This window comes from Streptomyces sp. NBC_00057 (assembly GCF_045041165.1).
Classification (GTDB): Bacteria; Actinomycetota; Actinomycetes; order Streptomycetales; family Streptomycetaceae; genus Streptomyces.
The window spans coordinates 4,849,733-4,868,247 of record NZ_CP108256.1 but is presented as its reverse complement, the minus strand read 5'-3'; the positions used below and the strand labels follow the sequence as shown (position 1 = coordinate 4,868,247).

Sequence of the window (18,515 nt, the reverse complement as noted above, 5' to 3'; positions counted from 1 at the left end):
TCAGGTGGTAATGCGAACCCTCGCTGGTCTGATGGGACAACGCAGAAGGCCACAACCGCTGCGGCCGCCGGGCCACAGCCGCGTTCCTTGTTTGCGGCGCCTTGTCGCCGAGTGAGGCAGCACCAGGAGCCTCTTCCTGGATAATCGACTTATGGTCACAACCCGGCCTTTCCGATCTCCGTCGTGCCAAGTTCGCCCGGCGCCTGCACGCAGCGCTCTCTGAGCTTGCCGGCCCCCAGCACGGCCCAGTGCATCTGCCGCTCCACCTTGCATGGTCGGGGCTGACCACGTTCGACCTCGACCGGCCCCGCCTGCGGATGAGCTACTACCGCATCGTCCTGGCCGAGGGTCGGCACGCCGACCTGGGCCAGTACCTCGACCGGGACCTTCTCGCCGGCCTCTGGCCCACACTGCGCACACTGGTCAGCCGTCCGTGACGTAAGGAAGCACTCTGGCAACCGCCCGTGCACACCGAGCACGGCTTGGTGCTGTCCCTCGAAGATGTCGTCGGCACCAAGGTCCGCGCGCTGTCCGACCGCGGACTCGCCAGGGATCTGATCGATGTGCAGGCCACCACGGGCCGCTGGAGCCCCCTCGGACTCGAAGAACTCGGCCGGCGCCATGCCCGCGACTCCTTCGATCTCAGCGAGCTTCAAGCTCGGCTGAGCGGAGCCGACTGGATCGACGACACGGAATTCGCCGCCTATGGACTCGACGAGCAGGCAATCGCCGGACTGCGCCAGTGGGCACAGGCGTGGGCCGACGACATCGGGGAACGACTCCACGAGCTTGAGGCCCCGCACGAGGACTGATGGCCTGACGGATGCCGACCGCTCAACAGGAATGCGGTTCGCGACAGAGGCTGCCCCCTCGGTCGCCGTGCCCCATCCGTGCCCTTCGGAGCGGACAACAGCGGTCAAGCACAGCACCCAGAGACCACACCAACCTCGCCCACCCCGGCCAAACATGCAGGCCAGAGCCACTTTGGCTGTCCAAGAACCGTTGATTCCCAAGCTCAGAGCGCGAGTTCGATTCTCGTCACCCGCTCCATAAAGAAGCCCCAGGCCGGCGGCCGGGGGCTTCTTTGTTGTCTTGACCTCTCATGGTCCGCGTGCCATTCGCCCGCCATGAGCTCCCTCGCGGTGCTTCAGGTCGAGGCTTGCAGATCCGCTCCCCTCGACGGGAATGCCGCAATTCCCGAATGAGGTCGAGCCCTGGTTACTGGCCGCTGTCCTCGGCAAGGGTGTGGGCGACCAAGGCGTTGGCGTGGCCGTGGCCCAGACCGTGCTCGGACTTGAGCCAGGCAACCAGTTCCATGTGCTTGGTCAGCGGCGAAGAGCGGACGAGGCTCTTCCATTCGGAGATCGGACGGCCGTACTTCTTCTCGATCGAGGGGAAGTAGCTGGCAGGGCCCTTCACAGCGTCGGTCATGGGATGTCCTGTCTGTCGAGCGAAATGATTTTGCTGTCTTCGAGCGTTGGCGGCTGGATCACCGCCTGGCTAGTGCTTGTCCGGCGACGCTTCGGTCAGCAGTCGGGCCGTGACGGCTGCCAGCCAGCAGAGGCCGAGGCCCGCTCCGGCGGTGAACGCCAGGACAGAGGCGGCAGAGGCCATGAACCCGGCCAGGACAGCGACCGGAGCGACACGGGAGGCCAGGGCCCAGCCGCGGTGACCCCGGGCCGCGAGCGGACGGGCCAGGACGAGGAACGCGGCGCACAGCGCGAGGTAGCCGATCATCCCGCCACCCATGTGGACGGCGCCGTGCGCGCTCATCGGGGGCGCCTCGGGGGCGCCGACGGGGAAGCCGGCCCCGGCGTCGGCCCTGAAGGCTGCGGCGGCCAGGAACGAAGCACCGAACACACCGATCAGGACCGGTCCCCAGGTGCCGCCCGGCTCTCCTCGCAGCACCCGGCGCAGCCCGATCGCCCCGCTGAACAACAGGGCACCGGTGAGCAGGAAGTTCACCGTCTGGATCCACCCCATGTCACCAAGGGCGAGTTGACTGATCGCGTTACGGGTGAAGTCGAAGCCCTCCCGTGTAAGCCCCTGGACGATGCCTGCCCCGAGGAACAGCGGGCCCGCGACGAACGCGCCGGCCAACAACCCCCGTGACGCGGGCGAGGGGACGGCCGCGGTGCGGGCGGCGGGCGGGCGGGCGCTGAGCGTCTGGGTCATGGCGGGCCTTCCTCGTTCGGGTGTTGTCGCATGTATGACTGGCGACGAACGCAGAAGTCATCGATTCGCAACGTATGACCTGGGCCACAGTGCGCCTGGAAGCCGGGCGACCCGGCCGATGTCGCCGCGCCGAGCAGGCCGTGCCACAACGTGCCAGTGGGGGCGGTGAACAGCGGTCACCAGGGGGCACGTCGAAAGCCGTCACACAGCCTCACCAGCAGACATTTCCACAGGTCAGCCACCATATACACCTCAATGTACTGAGGGATTCCCAAGCTCAGAGCGCGAGTTCGATTCTCGTCACCCGCTCCATGAAAAAGCCCCTGGTCAGCGGCCCGGGGCTCTTTGATGTCTGGACCTCTCGGGTGGGTCTCGGCCAGTGCAGTCGGCGCCCTTGCCGCGTATGGTCGGCGGGCCCGCCGACCTGGTTCCTGCTGTCGCGAGCGCTTACGCCGGCGACGGCAGAGGACAACGTGCGCTGGGCACTCGTGCTCCACGGTGAATTCCGTGTCGGTGCGGTGCGCGTCGCCCTAGCGTGTACCCATGAGTGACGACACGTGGGCGGGAGTGCGGGAGCGGGTACTCCGGCTCACCGAACACTCCGGAGCGGGCAAAGTCTTCGGGGCACAGGGGCATGGCTTTCGCCTCGGTCCGGTCATGAGCGAGGAACAGCTCCGGGCGCTGGAGGCGGACCTGGGCGTGGGTCTGCCCGCGCAGTATCGGAGTTTTCTCCTCCATGTCGGAGGAGGGGGAGCCGGCCCCGGCTACGGCCTGATGACACCGACCTTGGGCGACGGCGGGTGGCAGTGGCGCGGCATCGGGCTCGCCTTCTCCGGGCAGCCGACCACCGCCGAGTTCGCCGGACGGCCCTTCCTGGCCGAGGCGCTGCAAAGTGAGCTTGCCGCGCTCGAGGCGCAGGAGCCCGAGAAGGGCGCCTTTGCGTCCGACGAGGAGTTCCGCCGCGCGTACGCGGCCTGGGATGCGCGCTACGAGGAGCTGTATGACGCGCAGGAGGCGGGCGCGGTGTTCCTCAGCGAGCAGGGATGCGGCTATGCGTCGCTGATGGTGATGACGGGCCCGCACCGAGGTGCCATCTGGGAGGATCTGAGACCGATGGACCGAGGGATCGAGCCGACCAGGCATGACTTCGCGTACTGGTACCGAAGTTGGCTCGAGCGCACCGAGCAACGGCTCGAAACCTGACAGGGTGAGGACCATGCAGTACTGCGAACGCCATGAAATGCACAACTGCGCAGACTGCGCTCCGCGCGCACCCCGCGGCAGCGCACCCACCAGCGACTGGAACGGCTGGCCGGTGGCTGCGATCATCATCCACGCCAGCGGCAAGGCCCACCTTCCCGGCTGCATGCACATCGTCCCGGCCGACATCCGGCCACCCCTTTACGGCTGGGTGCTCACCCCCTCACCCGGGGCATGGCGTCGTCTCGCGCCCTCCAGCCCGCTCCGCGCCACCCAGGGCAACCTCGAGCGGGCGGCTGTGAGCCGCTGCAAGAGTTGCGACGCAACGCAATAGGGACGCCGCTCGACTCCTTGGCGGGGAAGAACCTGCCCATTCAAGCTGAGCCGACCGTGCCCCAACCATGCCCTTCGGAGCGGTGAACAGCGGTCAGAACGAGTACGACCGGATCACCGCCAAGAGCCGCCCATGAGAGCGTTCCCGCAGGTCAGATAGCTGACGATCCCACCGAGCAACGGTGATTCCCAAGCTCAGAGCGCGAGTTCGATTCTCGTCACCCGCTCCATGACGAAGGCCCTGGTCACAAACCAGGGCCTTGTTTGTTGTTGGCTGTCTGGTGCTCACGGGGCGACGGTCGGCGGATGAGGCCTGTGCGTGAAGTTCCCCTGAAGTTCCCCCTCTGAAGTGGACAGCCTGACACTGGGACGGATCGGTCCCGGAGGAAGCAGCCCAGGTTGAGTGGCAAGAGCAATATGAGCAAGCGGTACACGTCGGAGTTCAAGCGGGACGCGGTGGCACTGGTCCTCTCGTCAGGGCGCAATGTCACCGAGGTCGCCCGGGAACTTGGCGTGAGTCCCGAAGGTCTTCGCGGCTGGGTGAAGCGGGCGAAGACTGACCGCGGCGAGGGGGCGCCCGGCGCGCTGACCACGGCGGAGAGGGAAGAGCTCCAGCGGCTGCGCAGGGAGAGCCGGGAACAGCAGCAGACGATCGAGATCTTGAAAAAAGCCGCGGCCTTCTTCGCGAAGGAGACGATGAAATAGGCACGCTGTACCGTTTCATCGACGCGGAGAAGGCCGCCGAGACCAACCCCGGCGGCTACAGCGTGGCCCTGCTGTGCCGCGTCACGGGGATCAACCGCTCCACCTACTACTCCTGGCTGGCGGCCCGGCCGGCGGCCGAACGGCAGCTGGCGAAGGACGAGTTGACCGAGGAGATCCGCGAGATCCACGCCTCCTCACGGGGTGCCTACGGTGCCCCGCGCGTGCACGCCGCGCTGCGGCGCAAGGGCTATGCGATCAACCGGAAGAAGGTCGAGCGGATCACGCGCGAGCGCGACATCCGCGGCGTCACCCGCCGCAGGCGCCGCCACCTGACGCAGCAGGACACCAAGGCCGCACCGGCCCCGGACCTGGTCCACCGCGACTTCACCGCCACCCGGCCGGGCAAGAAGCTCGTCGGCGACATCACCTATCTGCCGACGATCGAGGGCTGGTGGTATCTCGCGACCGTCATCGACCTGGCGACGCGCGAAGTGATCGGGTACGCGATGGCCGAACACCATGAGCAGCATCGAGCAGCACGCCGCTGGGAGCATGCCGCCGACATGCGCAACGCCTTGTCGGCTTCGCGAGAGCCCCTCACCGACATCACTACCGCGTCGGCAGAGCTTCCGGGAGCCGACTTGCTCACCGCAGTCACCCAGTGAGCGAGGGCGGCCGCCCCGGCTCGGCCCGCCTCGCCTTCAGTGCCGGTATGGCCGGTTGCCGGCCGGTGATGCCGAGGTCAGCAACGTGATCATCACTGAGCTCAGCGACGCGCTCACGACCCTCGGCGCGGTCGTCTGTACCGTCGGCGCGCGGTCCGACGCGGCGGTCGTGGTCAGCGTTGGCAGGGGTGGTGTACCCAAGTGCCCTCACCGACACCCCCCGCAGCGCTGGAGGACCTCTTCTCACGCCCCGACCGCCGAGGGCGATAGGGCACACGGGCCGCCCCCACGAACGCCTGGTCTCGTGTGGGTTCGGTGGACCGTCGGCCGGAGTACGGTGAACCCATCGGGATATTTCGAGCGCTCCCACCGCTTGCCGGTATCCCTCTCGGTGAAAGCGAGAGGAACGCGAGCTTTCACGGCAGCGATGCCTTGCCGGAGCAGGAAGACCGGCGGTGGGTCCGGCCGGTTCATCCCTCCGTCCATCGGCAACTCGCCGCGGACAGCACGATAAGGGCGGTGAGGACGCCAATGACTGGCGGCGGTAGGTGTGAGCCTTCGCCTCACCCCGTGGGCACCTCACCCGCCTGGCAAAGAGGCTGGCATGAGACCTGTAGAACCGATGCCTTCGGCAGGGATGGCCGAGGTCCGTATCGTCGCCGCGTCCCCCGAGGCCGCCCGCCGCGTCACAGAAGTTCTGCGGCACTGCTTCCCTGCCACCGAACAGCGCAGCTACCCCGCCGGCCACGATGGCGGGACCCGGCTCCACATCACTGTGGACACCACGCACACGCCCGAGCCCAATGCGACGGCCCCGCCGTGGCTGGTGACCAGCAAGTCAGCCGCGCGTGACCGCCCGCATCCGGACGAGGTCTGAGGGAGCCGGGCCTCAGATAAGCAGCTGCGACAGAGTCGGCTCCTCGCCGGGCATCCCGGCACCCCTCCGCCGCGATAAGCACGGCGCCTTTCCCCCCAGAGGTGGCAGTCATGGCATCACTAGCCGACCGGAAGGCGTACCGCGAGAAGATCATGCAGGCTCTGTACGAGGCCACTGAAGGCAACCGCCTTCTGGGGATCACCGGGGCGAAGCTGCTCCAGGAACTCGCGATCCCCCAAGAGGATCTGGCGGCCGCCTGCACCTATCTGGTCGGCGAGGGCCTGATCACGGTCGATTGGGCCGCGGGCAATACGCCGGTCATGATCACGCTGACGCACCAAGGCATTCGACGTATGGAGTCTGAAGAGGAAGAGCACGGTTGACGCGGAGCCCGGGCGACGTCCGAGCTGCCCGGACTACGCGGTGCCGGGTACTCCAGGTGCCGTTGGCCGGGGGGAAGCTGGACGCAAAGGGATGCGTCTGGGGCCGGGCAGGCGAGGAAGTCGCGGTCCAGGTCTCGCTTGCGGGACTCGGATGAGACGGCATGAGGGACCTGTCCAGGAACGGGAGCGCGTGCCCTTACCGGCGGAGTCCCGGAGGAACAACCCGTCCGGCCGTCAGTGCTCGGGCTCCGCAATGGGTATCGGTGAACCATGGCTGGCACCTTCACCACCCGCACGATCAACATCGCAACCGGCTCCACGGAGACCCTGCACGACCTCACGAACGCATGCTCCGCGTTCCTCCGAGAGGTCGCTCACGGGCGAAACGGACTGCTGAACATCTTCACCCTCCACGCGACGTCCGGCCTGGCTATCATCGAGACCGGCGCGGGCAGTGACGATGACCTGTTGGCGGCCCTCCGCGACGTTCTTCCCGCGGACGACCGCTGGCAAGACCGCCACGGCAGTCCTGGCCACGGCAGGGCCCACATGCTCCCGGCTCTGGTCCCACCACACGCCACATTGCCCGTAGTCGATGGTGAGCTGGAGCTGGGGACCTCGCAGTCCGTCGTACTGGTGAACACCGACCGGGACAGCCCCGAACGCCAAGTCCGGCTGTCTTTCCTCAGCTGACCACACGACCCACGCGGCCCTGCGGCTGACAGTCCTCTGCTGGCAGCCGGTGCCGTACGAGACCGTCCAGTTGCCCGCACGGGAGGCTCCGTATCGGTCCGGCGGGTCTTACCACGAGTAAGCTGGAAGTACCGAGGGCACTTCGTACACCAGTCTCCGTGCTCGTGTCGTTTTCGGCGATTCACGACACCGGGCGGGTTGCGATCGGCCCGGGGCAGGGTCCGCGTCATGATCACGACCATTCGGTATACGCATGCGGTCGAAGGCCGGACCTCTTCGTTGCCCCTCCGACTCATGCTGGCGCCGGCCGGTACCGCTCCGGCTCTGCTCGACGGTGCGTGGTGGCCCCGCTCCCGTGACCTCACGGCAGAACTTCCCGCACTGACGGCCGTCCTCGACCCGCTGTGGGGGCGGATCACCCACGTCACGGTAAACCCCACGTTCTGGCCGGTCATCCCACGGAAGGTGCCCGTCGACGGGCATGTGGTGGGTGTCGGCTGGTTCAAGGCCGAGCAAGATCCCCACAAGCTGCTGCTGCTCTCCTACAGCACCGGCCGTTGGGACCTGCTGGTGATTCCACCGGAGACCATCCCCGCCACAGCCGCCCGGCTCATGGCGGAGGCCGCCTATCCGCTGGGCACCCTCACCGCGAGCGCCCTGATGGAGGAAGCGGAGCAACGCCGGATCGCGGAGGAGATGGAGCTGTCCCTGGTTTCGGTCTGGGACTCCGAAGGCGGCCATGGAGCAAGCCTGCCGACATCACGTTCCCCCGCCCAAGCAATCGTTGCTCAGGTACCAGATGCGGTGGAAGGTATCTGAGTATCGTGGAAACCTTCGAGAGCGCGGCGTCGATTCCCGTCCCGCGCCGGAAGAAAGCCCCGGGCCAACAGCCGCCTTCGGTACTCATGCCCCATCCGTGCCCTTCAGAGCGGTCAGCACCGGTCAATAGCGGTACTGAGGCGCCCCCGGATGGCGCCCCCTCAAGGGCATTCCTACAGTTCAGAGCGGTTTATGGGGGCTGAGCGCCAGTGATTCCCAAGCTCAGAGCGCGAGTTCGATTCTCGTCACCCGCTCCACGATGAAGGCCCAGGTCAGCGACCTGGGCCTTCATCAAGACCTCTTCAGGCACGGAGTGCCGTAAGTAACCGCTTGCCCCGACGAGTTCGGGCGGGCACACACCTTCGTCCAGGGGCGGCGGGGGCTGGTTCATGCTCTACCGCCGTGATACTGCGTTGCACCGGCCGGACCGAGCGGAGCATGGTTGCGTGCGTGATCAATACGCCTGCCAGGAAACGGCTTGCCCAGGTCTTGTCCGCGTCGGGGATGCCCCAGGACGTCAAAGCGGTGCCGCTGGAGAGCTATTCCAACGACGCCTGGCGCATCGGCGATCGGATAGTCCGCGTGTGCTGGCGAGGAGACATCGGCCGGCTGCGGCGCGAAGCGGCGGTCGTGCCCGCGCTGCCCGCGGAGATTCCCTGTCCCGAGATCCTGGCGGCCGGCGACGACGGCGAACTGGCCTGGACGGTCACCCGTCGGATGTCGGGGCAGGGTCTACACGCGATCTGGCCCACGCTGGACGACGGCGAGCGCCGCAAGGCCATCGCCCAGCTGGCCGACGTACTGCGGGCACTGCACGCCTGGCAGCCGCCGGAGCGGGTCCGGAGCCTGCTGCTGGGGCATCTGCGCGCCCAGCCGACCGCCCCGGAGGCCATCGTGGGCGCCGACCTGTGTCCGCTGCCGGTGGAACGCGCCCAGGCACTGGTCGCCCATGCCGAGTCGCCCGGCCTCGACCTGGTCGAATCCAGACTCGGCGAGCTGGCCGGCCTCGACCCGTACAGGGAAGAGCCGCGGAGCATCGTGCACGGCGACCTGCACTTCGCGAACCTGCTCTGGGACAAGGGGCGGATCACCGCGGTCCTCGACTTCGAATGGGTCCGGATCGGACCGCCCGATCTCGACCTGTTGCCCCTTCTCCGTTCGGTCGACTGGGCCGGTTCCGGCGATGCCGAACTCGTACCGTCTCGGGAGATGACGCGGATCTTCGGCTGGCTGGCCGCCGATTACCCGCAGCTCTTCGCCCATCCCGATCTGATCCATCGCCTGTGGCTCTACCAGCTCGCCCACACCGTCCGCGAGCTGTACACATGGCCCCCGGCCGTGCCGGAAGAGGCAGCGGCCGATCACCCAGTGAACAACCTGCCCCGGTTCGGCCTGGGCACCGACCACCTGCGCGGCCTGTTCCCCCTGTCCCATGACGGCTGACGTCCCCGGTGACGTGCTCAGGATGTGGAGAACGCGAATCGCCGGGCAGCCTCCGTAGGGGTAACCCCCTGCCCTCGCCCGGGGACGTCGTAGACGAACGCAGCGCCTTCCGCCCGCAGCTGGGCACCATGCGCGCCTCGCGTCATAGTGGCGGCGTAGGCCCTGACATCCGCAGCGGAGACGTCGCCCCTCCCCCGCTCCTCGTTCTGCCTGAGTAGGTCCGCCTCGTCCTGGGGGAAGCGCAGCACAGTCACCGGCGCACCGAATCGTGCTGCAATGGCCGCGAGGCGTGCACGTGCTTGCGATGTGACGTTCGTCGACTCGGCGACCGCGATCCGGCCCCCAGCGAGTCTGACGGTGATCCGGCGGTCGCGCTCGTCGAAGACCCGCGCATCGGCCCTGTCGGAGGCGACATCCGCCGCCTCGACCCCGAAGAACTCCGCACGGATTTCGTCACTGGAGACGACGGCTTCCGGGGCGAGCTTCCCCTGAGCGACCAACTCACGAACGAAGGCGGTCTTGCCCGAGGCCGGCGGTCCGACGAGTACGACAAGTCCTGCGGGGATCACCATCGGCTCGAAGCTCCTGGCACTTGGCCTGACGGGGAGGACAGGCTTGCGCGGGCCGCGGTCATAAAAGCGGTCTTGTGCTCCTCCAAGTGCTCGTTGACCTCGGTGTCGCCGATCTCACGCCACACCGCCTGATTGAGCGCGCGACCATAGGCGTGGACAGGGGCGTGCAGGTCCGGATCACAAAGCAGCACGAGGTGTCGCTCAGCGACCCAGAGCATGGTCATGGTGGCGGCAGCAGGTCCACTCCAGCCGTCATCACCGCTCCATGATTCAGGGCGGCTGTAGGCCGCTCGTTCGGCTTCCTGGGCACATGCGATGAATTCCTTGATCGCCTGGAGCTGTTCGGCCCGGCGCGCCTCGTCGGTGGCCGCCCTCCGCCGTTGTTCCTCCGACCGTTCAGCGGATCGCTGGGTGGCGCGCTGGGAGAACGCCGTCAGACCACCGCCGAGCGCGACACCCGTGAGCGAGAGGACCGAAGTCCACACCTCCGAGGCCATGACCGTCCTCCTTACGACAAGTCCTTGTGCATCAAGGTGCACATGGTTTCGTACCGACGGAGCGAGCCGTCCGGCGCCTCCACGTCCCAGGCATCCGGCCGACGGCCGTAGGCCACGTACCCCAGCCGCTCGTACAGTGCCCGGGCCCGTGGATTGCTCTCCTCCACCCCGAGCTCCGCACGCCGCAGGCCGCGTGACCTGATGCGGTCCTCCGCGGCCCGGATGAGGACGGTGCCCAGACCGCACGATTGCAAGGCCGGTAACACCACGAGCTGCCACAGCGTGCCCGCGCCGACCGCGACCTGATAGTCGACACCGCCGATCGCCACCGGAAGACCGGCCGGGGTGCAGACAGCCAGGTAGTCCACGTCCCCGGCAGCCGCACGTTCCAGTTCCCGTGTCACCTGCACCAGATGGGTCGCCGAGCCGGACCAGGCACAGTCCGGGAGATCAGCGGACGTCAGATCACGGACAAGGACAGGTACGACGACCTCGGCCGCCCCGGCATGCAAGAGACTCATACACCCATCCCAGCAGTCCGAAGAAGATCCGCACAATGGGTTTCGGCAGGGCACCAGCCCCGAACGGCGCGTGCCACTACGTGCCAGTCAGGGCGGTCAGCAGCGGTCAACAGCGGGCCTGACGAGGCAACCAGAACGGGGCCACCTGTGGGCATTCCCCCAGGTCAAAGACCATGCTGACGCCCAAGCACCGAGTGATTCCCAAGCTCAGAGCGCGAGTTCGATTCTCGTCACCCGCTCCATGCAAAAGCCCCAGGCCAGCGGCCCGGGGCTTCTTTGTTGTCTGGACCAGTTCAAGCGTCCCGCACCAGATCCGCACCAGAAGGCTTCTTCTTGGCCTTCTCGCGGGCGGCGCGCACGAGGTCGTCGAGTCCGCTGGCGACCTCCTGCTGTCGCTCAAGGTCCGAGTGCTGGTAGATCAGCGCGGCCTTCTCCGACGACTGGCCGGCCCGGACCATCGTGTCCTTGAGGGTGGCCCCGGACCGAGTGGCCAGGGTGTGCCCGGTGTGACGAAGGTCGTAGAAACGAAAGCCGTCCGGCATGCCGACGAGCGCGCGAGCCCTGCGCCATTTCCGCCCGAAGCTGGACCGCCGGAACGGCTTGCCCTTCTCTCCCACGAACAGAAGTCCGTCCGGCCCCTTCTCCGCGTACCGATCGAGGTGGCGTCGGAGGTCGGTCCGGAGAAAGGCCGGCAGGACCACGACCCGCTTGCCCGCCTCCGACTTGGTGTCACCGGGAGCACGGCGACCGGAGGTCAGCTCGGGCGCGGCCATACGTACGCGGATGGTCATCGCGTCCAAGTGCACGTCCTTGCGGCGCAGCTCGGCCTGTTCCTCCGGCCTCATGGGGCCGTATGCGCCGAGGAAGACCATCAGCCGCCAGCGAGGACCGAGAGCGTTGGCGAGCGCGTCGACCTGGGCGACGGTGGCGATCTGGCGTTCGGCAGACGACTCTTTCCCGGCGCCCCTGATGCGGCAGGGATTACGGCGGATCAGCTCGTCATCGACCGCGGTTTCCATGATGGCCTTGAGCAGCCGGTACGACTTGGCCACGGTCGTGGCTGCCCCGGTGGACGACAGCCGCTCGGTTCGCCAGGTGCGGACACGGAGCGCGGTGATCTCGTCGAGGTCCAGGCCCTCGAAGGTGGGCAGCAGATGGAGCCGCAGGAGCCGCCGGTACAGCTCGTCAGTGGTGGCGGAGAGACCACGTTCGTCCACCCACTGGAGGGCGTACTCCTTGAAGTTCACCGCACCGGCGTCCGGGCGACGACTTCCCTTCGCGTTCCCCATCAGGCGGCCCTTCCGTAGCGGGACCGGCGACGGCGGATGGGCTGAACGGTGTTGCCCTCGATGTACGCCACGAGGACGCTTTCCTTTATGCGCACGTGGCTGCCGACCTTGACGAAGGCGATCCGGCGTTCGGCGATGAGGCGGCGGGGAAGCGTGCGGTGGTGCCGAGGCGTTCGGCGGCTTGGTCGACGGTGAGCAGGGGGTCGGTCACGACCGGTCTCCTTCCAGGGCGGCGAGGGCATCGCGGGCGGTTTCTCGGTTGAGTTGCAGGTCTCTGGCGATCGAGGCGGCAAGAACGGATTCACCGGGGCTGTGGCCTTGTCCGGCGTAGCGCCAGTCCGTGAGGACGAGGACGGTCTGGTCCTGGTCCGGGTCGGGCAGGCCGAGTTCTTCGCGTTGCTGGGCGGCGCGGTAGTCGGCACGGATCTGGCGGAGGGCGCCGAGGGTGGTGGAGTAGCGGCGGAACTTGCTGGAGAAGTGGCCGCGGAAGCCGAGCATGTGAGCCCAGGCCCTCAGCCGCCGGTCCGGGTAGAGCGGATCGAGGTCGAAGCAGGCTTCGATGAGTCGGCGCGGGTGGTCGGGTACGTCGAGGAGGACCAGGGCCTCGCGGTTGCCGACACGGCGGTCGACAGTGCCGGTCGTCTCGGCGGCCTTGGTCGCGTACTTGGCGACGTAGGAGGCGACGGCCTGTTCGGTGATGTCGGTACCGGCGTCGAAGGCGCGGATGGGGCGGATATCGAGCTGGGTACCCCAGCGGAGCGGGCGGGCGGGTTGGCCGGCGGCGGCCGGGACGGTGATGGTCGTGTACGAGTACGCGACGGCGGCGCGGATGGAGTCGCTGAGCAGCTGCACGGAGGCCCAGGAGGGCGACGGGCTGTCGGCTCCTTCCGGGCCGTCGAGGCGTACGGCGGCATGGAAGTGGACGGCCCCGCGCTTCTGGAACTCGGCGAAACTGGCGCTCTAGAGAAAGCCGGCCACGCTTGACTCGGTCAATCAGCTCCGCCGCCCTCAAGAGACGTGGAAGGCAACGCGATCAACGCCCGGCACCAGGACCCGAGGCGGTCGGTAGCCTCTCCGCAGTCTCATTGAGGGGAAGGACCGCAGGATGAGTAATGACCTCGGCAGGGGGAGCGAGTGGCGCAAGCCGCTCCGCTGGCTACTGCTCTCGGTGATGCCGTGCTTCGGACTCTTCTGCACCTGGTTCTGGGGAGCCTTCTCTGGTGGCCTGGATGCGAGAGAAACCTGTGAGCTACTGGAAGGGCAGACCTACGATTCGGCCTACAGGGAAGAGAACTGGCAGGAGCCGTCCCGGCTGTTCCCGCTGCACAACAAGTGCAACGCCTCATACGACCTCGTTCCCGCGTGGATCAACCCCACGATCGTCTGCCTCGCTGTCGCGACAGCGGGCTGCCTGATCACGGCCGTGGTGATGACTGCGACGCACTCCAGATTGAAGCGGCGTCTGCGGCGTGTGCCCGAACACCTCTGAGGCGACTCAGGGCACGAGCATGGCCGTACCCCTCGTCGTCCCCCGCGATTCTCAAGCAGTCGACGTGGTTGGTGCTCGAGGCGATCGTCCTTGTGGTGGCCCGCACGAAGTCCTAGCGGCCGACGCCCCCCGGCTTGCTGGATTCGCACGTCTGGCTATCGCAAGTTCTCCCTTCGCAGCACCTTGGCCCCGTCGAGTCGGTCGCGGAGGTGAGCGATGGCTTTCTGCGGCTCGCCCTGCCGGACGAGGCGCTCGGCAAACGCGATGGCGCCGCGCACCGTTCCGTCGTGGAGAAATTCCTCGTCGAGGCGGGCGAACGGGGCAAGTTCGGCGTCGGCCTCCGCGGCGCGACCGCAGCGCTTCAGAACATAGGCCCGCGCGAGAGCCTGTTCGTGTCGGTTGCCGCCGTGGCGGGCGAAGTAGTCGTCGACGTAGGCAAGGGCGTCGTCGGCCCGGCCCGCGTCGACAATGATGCGGCAGAGCAGATGGATGATCCAGTCGGAGTCGCCGCCCGCCGACTCCGCGACCGGGCGCAGCACCTCGACCGCCTCGTCGTGGCGGCCGTGACGGGCGAGGAGCTCAGCCAGGTGGAACGCCGCATGGGGATTTCCGGTCCCGGCGGGCTCTTGCAGCAGGGCAACCGCCTCCGGAATCCGGCCTCGTTCCTCCAGGAATTCAGTAAGGGCGCTCAGGGCGTACTCCTCGCCGCCCTCGACCGTGAAGGCGCGCAGCTCGGTCTCACGTCCGTGACGGGCCAGGAGGCGGGCGAGTTGCTCGGCGTGGTCGGCGTACATGATGCCGTCGACATGCACGTGCCTGCCGAGCAAAGCAGCTGCCTCGTCGATGCGTCCCTGGCGTTCGAGGAGTACGGCGTGCAGCGGGACGGTGTCCCACGCGTCGGTGACCCGGGACTCGAACGGATCCGTCGCACCCAAACCGACGGCGGGGAGCAGCGCAGCGATCTCGGCGTCGCGATCGCGGCCCACAGTGAGCTCCACCAACTCCGAGGCGAGACTCTGGTCGGCACTGCGTGGGCCGAGCACGGCAACAACCTGGTCGATGTGGCCCTGGCCGGCGAGCAGGCGTGCCAGTTCGCGTACGGCTTTCCGGTGGCCCGTGTCGGCGAGCGGGCGTAGTAGAGCGATGGCCTCGTCGGTCATCTCCCACTCGGCGAGCAGCCCGGCGACGGTGCTGACGGCCGGCCACCAGCCGGTGCCGGCGAACGGCTCGAGCAACGCCAGCGCCGCCGCCTGCCCGCCCGGGGCATGGTCGACGGCGGCCTCGGCGAGTCGATGGGCGCAGAACCAGTCACCGCCGGCAGCCGCGTCGCGGAGGATGCCGTGGTGACCGTGCTCGTGAAGGAGGGCGGCGACGGTGGGCGGTATCCAGCCGTCGTAGGTGCGATGGCGGTGGTCGAGGTCGGCTGCGTCCATGATGGCGAAACCCTAGCGGTCAGGACGCCGACGAGACTGCGCTCTGCAGCAGCCCCATGCTGAGGGCATCCTTTCGCGGTGCGCCAACCGTCTTCTCATCCGGCGGGTCATGGGCCACGAAGGGTAGCCGGCCTGTGACCTTGCTCCGTGGTGATGGCGTTGGCGGCTCGTCTGACAGCCGTGCCCGATGCGTGCCCGATCAGGCGGATAACCGCGGCCGGTCAAGGTCGGATACGACCCCGATACGGCTCCGTGTGTCTCCCATTCCCGCAGCTCAATGCTGGTTTGACGCCTGCCGAGCCCGGTGATTCCCAAGCTCAGAGGCAAGCTGGGCGCTGGCAAAAGAATCGACACCACCTGGCGGCGTCCCTAGGCTCCGGCCTGTGACCGAGGACAGCCAGCGCCTAGCAAACTTCCGCGTCAACCTCGTGCCGGCAGTGCTGGCTCTGGCCAACCCCCCGTGGCAGCAAGCGGTGTGGCTCGACCCGTCAACTTTCGAGAACTTGGACCATATCTTTCACGTGCTCTTCGATGACTTCTGCGACGCCGACCAACCAGAGCAGTACCTCGGTATCAGTCTGCGGACCGACGAAGAAGTCACACTTATGCGTCAGTTGGGCTCCGCCCTCAACGCCGCAGACGCCGAGGCCCCGAACGACACCGATCAGGAGTACCTGCAAGCGACGACCTGGCCGGAGGTTGTGGCGGTGGCCGGCCGTCTCGCGCAAGTTATGGTTTCGAACGACCTGAGCGAGCTCGTTGCACTGCATAGCACCGAATCCGTGGAGACAGCCACCGCAACAGAAGCTGACGGGCAAGCCCCCGCAGGCTCAGCACCAGATGAGCACCAGAACGCCGGGGAAACAGCGGTCAGTCCTGGTCAGGGAGCAAGTGCCGCGACTACGCAGGAGTGCCATACGGCTGGGGGCTTCTTTTGTACTCGCCCGGAGCGGAGACTTGCTCACCGTCGGCCTGCGGTGGGTAGAACGTGGCCGTCTGGCCGTTCTTGATCACCTGAGACTGGTCGGAGGTTGCGACGACCCACTTGTTCATGTCTGTCTGCCGGTGCCGGGGGTCCGGGTCCGATGTCAGTGCGGGCGAGCCTCACTCACCGCACGGGGAAGCCGAAGGAGTACCCCTGCTGCTTCAGCCAGGGCAGCACCTCGCGCAGAGCGGCCACGGTCTGGGAGCGATCCCCTCCCGCGTCGTGGAAGAGGACGGTCGGCCCGTCGGAGATCTCGCTCTTGACGGTGGCGACCATGATGTCCACGCCGGGACGCTCGAAGTCTTTGGAGTCGACGTTCCAGCCCAGCGGCCGCATCCCCCGGGACGCGGCAAGCTGCCGGCTGTACGGGGTGAAAGCACCGCCCGGGGCCCGGTAATACTGCGGCCGGACGCCTCCGGACGCCTTGGTGATCATGCGTTCGGCATCCAGGATCTGCTGGGACTGGTATGCCTCGGACTGGGTGTCCATGGTGGTGTCGTGCGAGATCGTGTGGTCGCACAGCCGGTGCCCGGCCGCCACGACCTCCTTGACCAGGTCCGGGTACGCCTGGGCCTGTGTGCCCACCATGCAGAACGTGGCCTTCACGCCGTTGTCCTTCAGCAGTTGCAGTACCTGCGGCGTCCAGACCGGGTCCGGTCCGTCGTCGATGGTGATGTTGACACCCCGGGCGCCGCGGTCCGAGGCGTGCGCGATGTCCGCCGCCACCTTGGCCACGGTCCGGTCCTGGGGCCGGGCGTCCGGCGCTGAGACACGCGCTTGCGGCTGCCGCCCTCCGGCGGGGTCGGCCTGCGCGGTCCACACCGAGGCGGCAGCGGCCACCACTGTCACCCCGAACGCCGCCGCGAGAAGCCGACCGTGCCATCCCCTTCCCTTGTGCCTTGCCATGTCCGCCCGCCCCTTTGCTGTCTCCGCCGATGCCGTGCCCCCATGAAGACATACGAACGCCCGTACACGATCCCTCTGTTACCGATCGCTGACGAATTCGCAGGGGGCCGACGACAAACGCAGGAGCTCCGCGACAGATGAGGGGGCGCAACGGCCTCGAAAAGGTGCCGACGAGGGCGGCAGACGCTGATCCGCACGGATTGCGGCGGAGGCACCCACGCATTCGTCGAATGGTTCGCGAAACAGGGCCGATGGCTGCCCCACTCGGTCGGCATGACCATCACCGAGCAGATTCACCAGTCCCTGCTGACAGTCCTGTCCTCCGCCTGGATGCCCGCTGTCGAACCCGGCGGCGAGATCCGCGACGGCTCCTGGGTCGCCGAGCTCGACGGAGACTGTCCGACCGGCCGGCCGAAGGGCATGCGGCTGTTCGTCCGCGAGGAACGGCCGCACCTCGGCGCCCAGTTGCGCTTCACCCACCACTGGGACTGGACCGACGTCATCACCAGCGCGATCGAGCGACTCGACGCCCTCCCGAACCCCGGTTGATCAGCAGATCCACCTGTCCCGACGAGCCTGAACCATCCCACCGGAAACGTGGACCCCGGCGCCCACCCAACGCGACAATCGGGCCAGCGGCCTGCCCACACGCCCCAACAAACGAAGAAGAGCCCGTCAGCAAGCTGACGGGCTCCCGTGAAAGATCGAGGCTAACCTGCCATCAGGTCAGATCGTCGGTGTGTCATCGACGATCTCCTTGTGCGGTTCGACAATGAACCTCCAGCCATCGCTGGGCTCCAGGAACCGCACTCGGGTCGGGTAGATGTCCAGGGCACGGCGGTCGCGGTTTTGGCTGTTCGTGTTCTTCCGCCCCCGGGCCGGCTCCTCGTACAGGTCGACCTTGACGTCCGGCACCTCGACGGTTTCCTCGCTCCAGCGCTGAACGATCCCCGCGCCGAACGCGTCCCGTGCGGCGGAGTAGAGCGACTCCAGGGATTCCTTGTTCCCGTTGGGCACGAAGAGGGCGAGGTTCAAAAGGACGCCGGCACTCTGGAGAACCTCGATTTCTTCCCCTGCCTTGTCGGCAATCCAGATCCCGCGCTCTTCGACATTTTCCGGGAGAACATGAATTTCCTCACCGAAGATCGTCCTCGCGGTGAAGGACCCTCCCTCGAAATTCTTACCCGGCTTCGTAAGGAAAGCCGGGGCGTAGCAGTCGAGAGGAAGGCCATCCATCTCCGCCGAGACGAAAATGTCGTCCTGGAGGCCCAATTCCGAAACCTCTCCGGCCGTAAGACGTCGAGCCGTGACCTTCTCGGTATTCACGCCATTCCCCTTTTTTCGTGGCGTCCTGTAAATTCATTAGGACTATATCATGAAAGCGAACAGCCAGTCCCTTTACGCACACCTTCGCGCTCACGATAGTACAGTCAACCCTCCGAGTAATTTCTTCCGACAGAACAGCAGACAAATCCTCTCGAATCGCCGACGAAACGCAGCCCCCGTAGAGAAAACGGTGAGGCCCAAGAG

21 protein-coding genes and 4 pseudogenes are annotated in these 18,515 nt (G+C 67.2%); 14 read left to right on the top strand and 11 right to left on the bottom strand.

What is annotated here, in order from left to right; genetic code table 11:
* Window positions 1–143 precede the first annotated feature (143 nt).
* Both OG953_RS22980 and OG953_RS22975 read left to right on the top strand, forming a co-directional pair.
* Window positions 144–437 (top strand): transcriptional regulator, encoded by a 294-nt coding sequence (locus OG953_RS22980; RefSeq protein WP_405691996.1) that lies wholly within the window; start codon window positions 144–146, stop codon window positions 435–437.
* A 3-nt stretch (window positions 438–440) separates the two neighbouring features.
* A pseudogene (locus OG953_RS22975) lies at window positions 441–812 on the top strand (hypothetical protein); the annotation flags it as partial.
* Between the two features lie 406 nt (window positions 813–1,218).
* Here the strand turns inward: OG953_RS22975 and OG953_RS22970 are convergent.
* A complete protein-coding gene (locus OG953_RS22970; protein ID WP_405686543.1) occupies window positions 1,219–1,431 on the bottom strand; it encodes a DUF4287 domain-containing protein in 213 nt (70 codons plus the stop codon).
* Window positions 1,432–1,500: 69 nt separating this feature from the next.
* A complete protein-coding gene (locus tag OG953_RS22965) occupies window positions 1,501–2,175 on the bottom strand; it encodes a DUF998 domain-containing protein (protein ID WP_405686541.1) in 675 nt (224 codons plus the stop codon).
* Window positions 2,176–2,832: 657 nt separating this feature from the next.
* Between OG953_RS22965 and OG953_RS22960 the strand changes: the two genes are divergently transcribed.
* The 9 genes from OG953_RS22960 to OG953_RS22920 all read left to right on the top strand — a co-directional run bounded on the left by OG953_RS22960 (window position 2,833) and on the right by OG953_RS22920 (window position 9,293).
* The gene (locus tag OG953_RS22960) at window positions 2,833–3,378 is read left to right on the top strand and encodes an SMI1/KNR4 family protein (RefSeq protein ID WP_405686539.1); all 546 of its coding nucleotides are present in this window, start codon (window positions 2,833–2,835) and stop codon (window positions 3,376–3,378) included.
* Between the two features lie 13 nt (window positions 3,379–3,391).
* A complete protein-coding gene (locus OG953_RS22955) occupies window positions 3,392–3,709 on the top strand; it encodes a hypothetical protein (RefSeq protein WP_405686538.1) in 318 nt (105 codons plus the stop codon).
* 398 nt (window positions 3,710–4,107) lie between these two features.
* Window positions 4,108–4,413, top strand: a complete 306-nt coding sequence (locus OG953_RS22950) for a transposase (RefSeq protein WP_405686536.1) — start codon at window positions 4,108–4,110, stop codon at window positions 4,411–4,413.
* Window positions 4,410–5,078, top strand: coding sequence for an IS3 family transposase (locus tag OG953_RS22945; RefSeq protein ID WP_405691995.1), 669 nt, complete (start codon window positions 4,410–4,412; stop codon window positions 5,076–5,078). Before OG953_RS22950 ends, OG953_RS22945 begins: the two co-directional genes overlap by 4 nt.
* 604 nt (window positions 5,079–5,682) lie before the next feature.
* On the top strand, window positions 5,683–5,955 hold the full coding sequence (locus tag OG953_RS22940) for a hypothetical protein (RefSeq protein WP_383978323.1): 273 nt from the start codon (window positions 5,683–5,685) through the stop codon (window positions 5,953–5,955).
* Window positions 5,956–6,065: 110 nt separating this feature from the next.
* A complete protein-coding gene (locus OG953_RS22935; RefSeq protein ID WP_266747157.1) occupies window positions 6,066–6,338 on the top strand; it encodes a hypothetical protein in 273 nt (90 codons plus the stop codon).
* Between the two features lie 270 nt (window positions 6,339–6,608).
* Window positions 6,609–7,031: a YjbQ family protein gene (locus tag OG953_RS22930; RefSeq protein WP_405686535.1), complete on the top strand. Its 423-nt coding sequence runs from the start codon at window positions 6,609–6,611 to the stop codon at window positions 7,029–7,031.
* A 228-nt stretch (window positions 7,032–7,259) separates the two neighbouring features.
* A complete protein-coding gene (locus tag OG953_RS22925; RefSeq protein ID WP_266747159.1) occupies window positions 7,260–7,850 on the top strand; it encodes a DUF5994 family protein in 591 nt (196 codons plus the stop codon).
* 450 nt (window positions 7,851–8,300) lie between these two features.
* Entirely contained in the window at window positions 8,301–9,293 is a 993-nt protein-coding gene (locus tag OG953_RS22920) for a phosphotransferase family protein (RefSeq protein WP_405686534.1), read from the top strand.
* A gap of 17 nt (window positions 9,294–9,310) precedes the next feature.
* Here the strand turns inward: OG953_RS22920 and OG953_RS22915 are convergent, their stop codons facing one another.
* From OG953_RS22915 to OG953_RS22890, 6 genes and pseudogenes are all read right to left on the bottom strand, one after another.
* Window positions 9,311–9,865 (bottom strand): AAA family ATPase, encoded by a 555-nt coding sequence (locus OG953_RS22915; RefSeq protein ID WP_405686532.1) that lies wholly within the window; start codon window positions 9,863–9,865, stop codon window positions 9,311–9,313.
* A complete protein-coding gene (locus OG953_RS22910) occupies window positions 9,859–10,362 on the bottom strand; it encodes a hypothetical protein (protein WP_398628218.1) in 504 nt (167 codons plus the stop codon). Before OG953_RS22910 ends, OG953_RS22915 begins: the two co-directional genes overlap by 7 nt.
* 11 nt (window positions 10,363–10,373) lie before the next feature.
* Window positions 10,374–10,883, bottom strand: coding sequence for a GNAT family N-acetyltransferase (locus tag OG953_RS22905; protein WP_405686531.1), 510 nt, complete (start codon window positions 10,881–10,883; stop codon window positions 10,374–10,376).
* A gap of 293 nt (window positions 10,884–11,176) precedes the next feature.
* A complete protein-coding gene (locus tag OG953_RS22900; RefSeq protein WP_405686529.1) occupies window positions 11,177–12,172 on the bottom strand; it encodes a tyrosine-type recombinase/integrase in 996 nt (331 codons plus the stop codon).
* Window positions 12,172–12,383, bottom strand: a pseudogene (locus OG953_RS22895) (excisionase family DNA-binding protein). Before OG953_RS22895 ends, OG953_RS22900 begins: the two are co-directional and overlap by 1 nt.
* A pseudogene (locus OG953_RS22890) lies at window positions 12,380–13,120 on the bottom strand (replication initiator); the annotation flags it as partial. The pseudogenes OG953_RS22890 and OG953_RS22895, both read right to left, overlap by 4 nt.
* A gap of 157 nt (window positions 13,121–13,277) precedes the next feature.
* On the opposite strand from OG953_RS22890, the gene OG953_RS22885 reads away from it, so the two are divergent.
* Window positions 13,278–13,661, top strand: a complete 384-nt coding sequence (locus OG953_RS22885; RefSeq protein ID WP_405686527.1) for a hypothetical protein — start codon at window positions 13,278–13,280, stop codon at window positions 13,659–13,661.
* Window positions 13,662–13,816: 155 nt separating this feature from the next.
* On the opposite strand, the gene OG953_RS22880 is transcribed toward OG953_RS22885, so the two are convergent.
* Window positions 13,817–15,094: a tetratricopeptide repeat protein gene (locus OG953_RS22880; RefSeq protein WP_405686526.1), complete on the bottom strand. Its 1,278-nt coding sequence runs from the start codon at window positions 15,092–15,094 to the stop codon at window positions 13,817–13,819.
* A 383-nt stretch (window positions 15,095–15,477) separates the two neighbouring features.
* Here OG953_RS22880 and OG953_RS22875 point away from each other — a divergent pair, with 383 nt between their 5' ends.
* Complete coding sequence (locus OG953_RS22875) at window positions 15,478–16,104, top strand: hypothetical protein (protein ID WP_405686525.1); 627 nt, start codon at window positions 15,478–15,480, stop codon at window positions 16,102–16,104.
* A 98-nt stretch (window positions 16,105–16,202) separates the two neighbouring features.
* On the opposite strand, the gene OG953_RS22870 is transcribed toward OG953_RS22875, so the two are convergent.
* Window positions 16,203–16,985 (bottom strand): polysaccharide deacetylase family protein, encoded by a 783-nt coding sequence (locus OG953_RS22870; RefSeq protein WP_405686524.1) that lies wholly within the window; start codon window positions 16,983–16,985, stop codon window positions 16,203–16,205.
* A gap of 147 nt (window positions 16,986–17,132) precedes the next feature.
* Here OG953_RS22870 and OG953_RS22865 point away from each other — a divergent pair.
* Window positions 17,133–17,462: pseudogene (locus OG953_RS22865) on the top strand (IS1380 family transposase); the annotation flags it as partial.
* A gap of 249 nt (window positions 17,463–17,711) precedes the next feature.
* On the opposite strand, the gene OG953_RS22860 reads toward OG953_RS22865, so the two are convergent.
* A complete protein-coding gene (locus tag OG953_RS22860; RefSeq protein WP_405686523.1) occupies window positions 17,712–18,311 on the bottom strand; it encodes a hypothetical protein in 600 nt (199 codons plus the stop codon).
* Between the last annotated feature and the right edge of the window lie 204 nt (window positions 18,312–18,515).

Coding starts and splice junctions, on each gene's coding strand:
- OG953_RS22970 (WP_405686543.1), bottom strand. CDS start 1,431: ATGACCGACGCTGTGAAGGGCCCTGCCAGCTACTTCCCCTCGATCGAG.
- OG953_RS22965 (WP_405686541.1), bottom strand. CDS start 2,175: ATGACCCAGACGCTCAGCGCCCGCCCGCCCGCCGCCCGCACCGCGGCC.
- OG953_RS22960 (WP_405686539.1), top strand. CDS start 2,833: ATGAGCGAGGAACAGCTCCGGGCGCTGGAGGCGGACCTGGGCGTGGGT.
- OG953_RS22955 (WP_405686538.1), top strand. CDS start 3,392: ATGCAGTACTGCGAACGCCATGAAATGCACAACTGCGCAGACTGCGCT.
- OG953_RS22940 (WP_383978323.1), top strand. CDS start 5,683: ATGAGACCTGTAGAACCGATGCCTTCGGCAGGGATGGCCGAGGTCCGT.
- OG953_RS22935 (WP_266747157.1), top strand. CDS start 6,066: ATGGCATCACTAGCCGACCGGAAGGCGTACCGCGAGAAGATCATGCAG.
- OG953_RS22930 (WP_405686535.1), top strand. CDS start 6,609: ATGGCTGGCACCTTCACCACCCGCACGATCAACATCGCAACCGGCTCC.
- OG953_RS22925 (WP_266747159.1), top strand. CDS start 7,260: ATGATCACGACCATTCGGTATACGCATGCGGTCGAAGGCCGGACCTCT.
- OG953_RS22915 (WP_405686532.1), bottom strand. CDS start 9,865: ATGGTGATCCCCGCAGGACTTGTCGTACTCGTCGGACCGCCGGCCTCG.
- OG953_RS22910 (WP_398628218.1), bottom strand. CDS start 10,362: ATGGCCTCGGAGGTGTGGACTTCGGTCCTCTCGCTCACGGGTGTCGCG.
- OG953_RS22905 (WP_405686531.1), bottom strand. CDS start 10,883: ATGAGTCTCTTGCATGCCGGGGCGGCCGAGGTCGTCGTACCTGTCCTT.
- OG953_RS22900 (WP_405686529.1), bottom strand. CDS start 12,172: ATGGGGAACGCGAAGGGAAGTCGTCGCCCGGACGCCGGTGCGGTGAAC.
- OG953_RS22885 (WP_405686527.1), top strand. CDS start 13,278: ATGAGTAATGACCTCGGCAGGGGGAGCGAGTGGCGCAAGCCGCTCCGC.
- OG953_RS22880 (WP_405686526.1), bottom strand. CDS start 15,094: ATGGACGCAGCCGACCTCGACCACCGCCATCGCACCTACGACGGCTGG.
- OG953_RS22870 (WP_405686524.1), bottom strand. CDS start 16,985: ATGGCAAGGCACAAGGGAAGGGGATGGCACGGTCGGCTTCTCGCGGCG.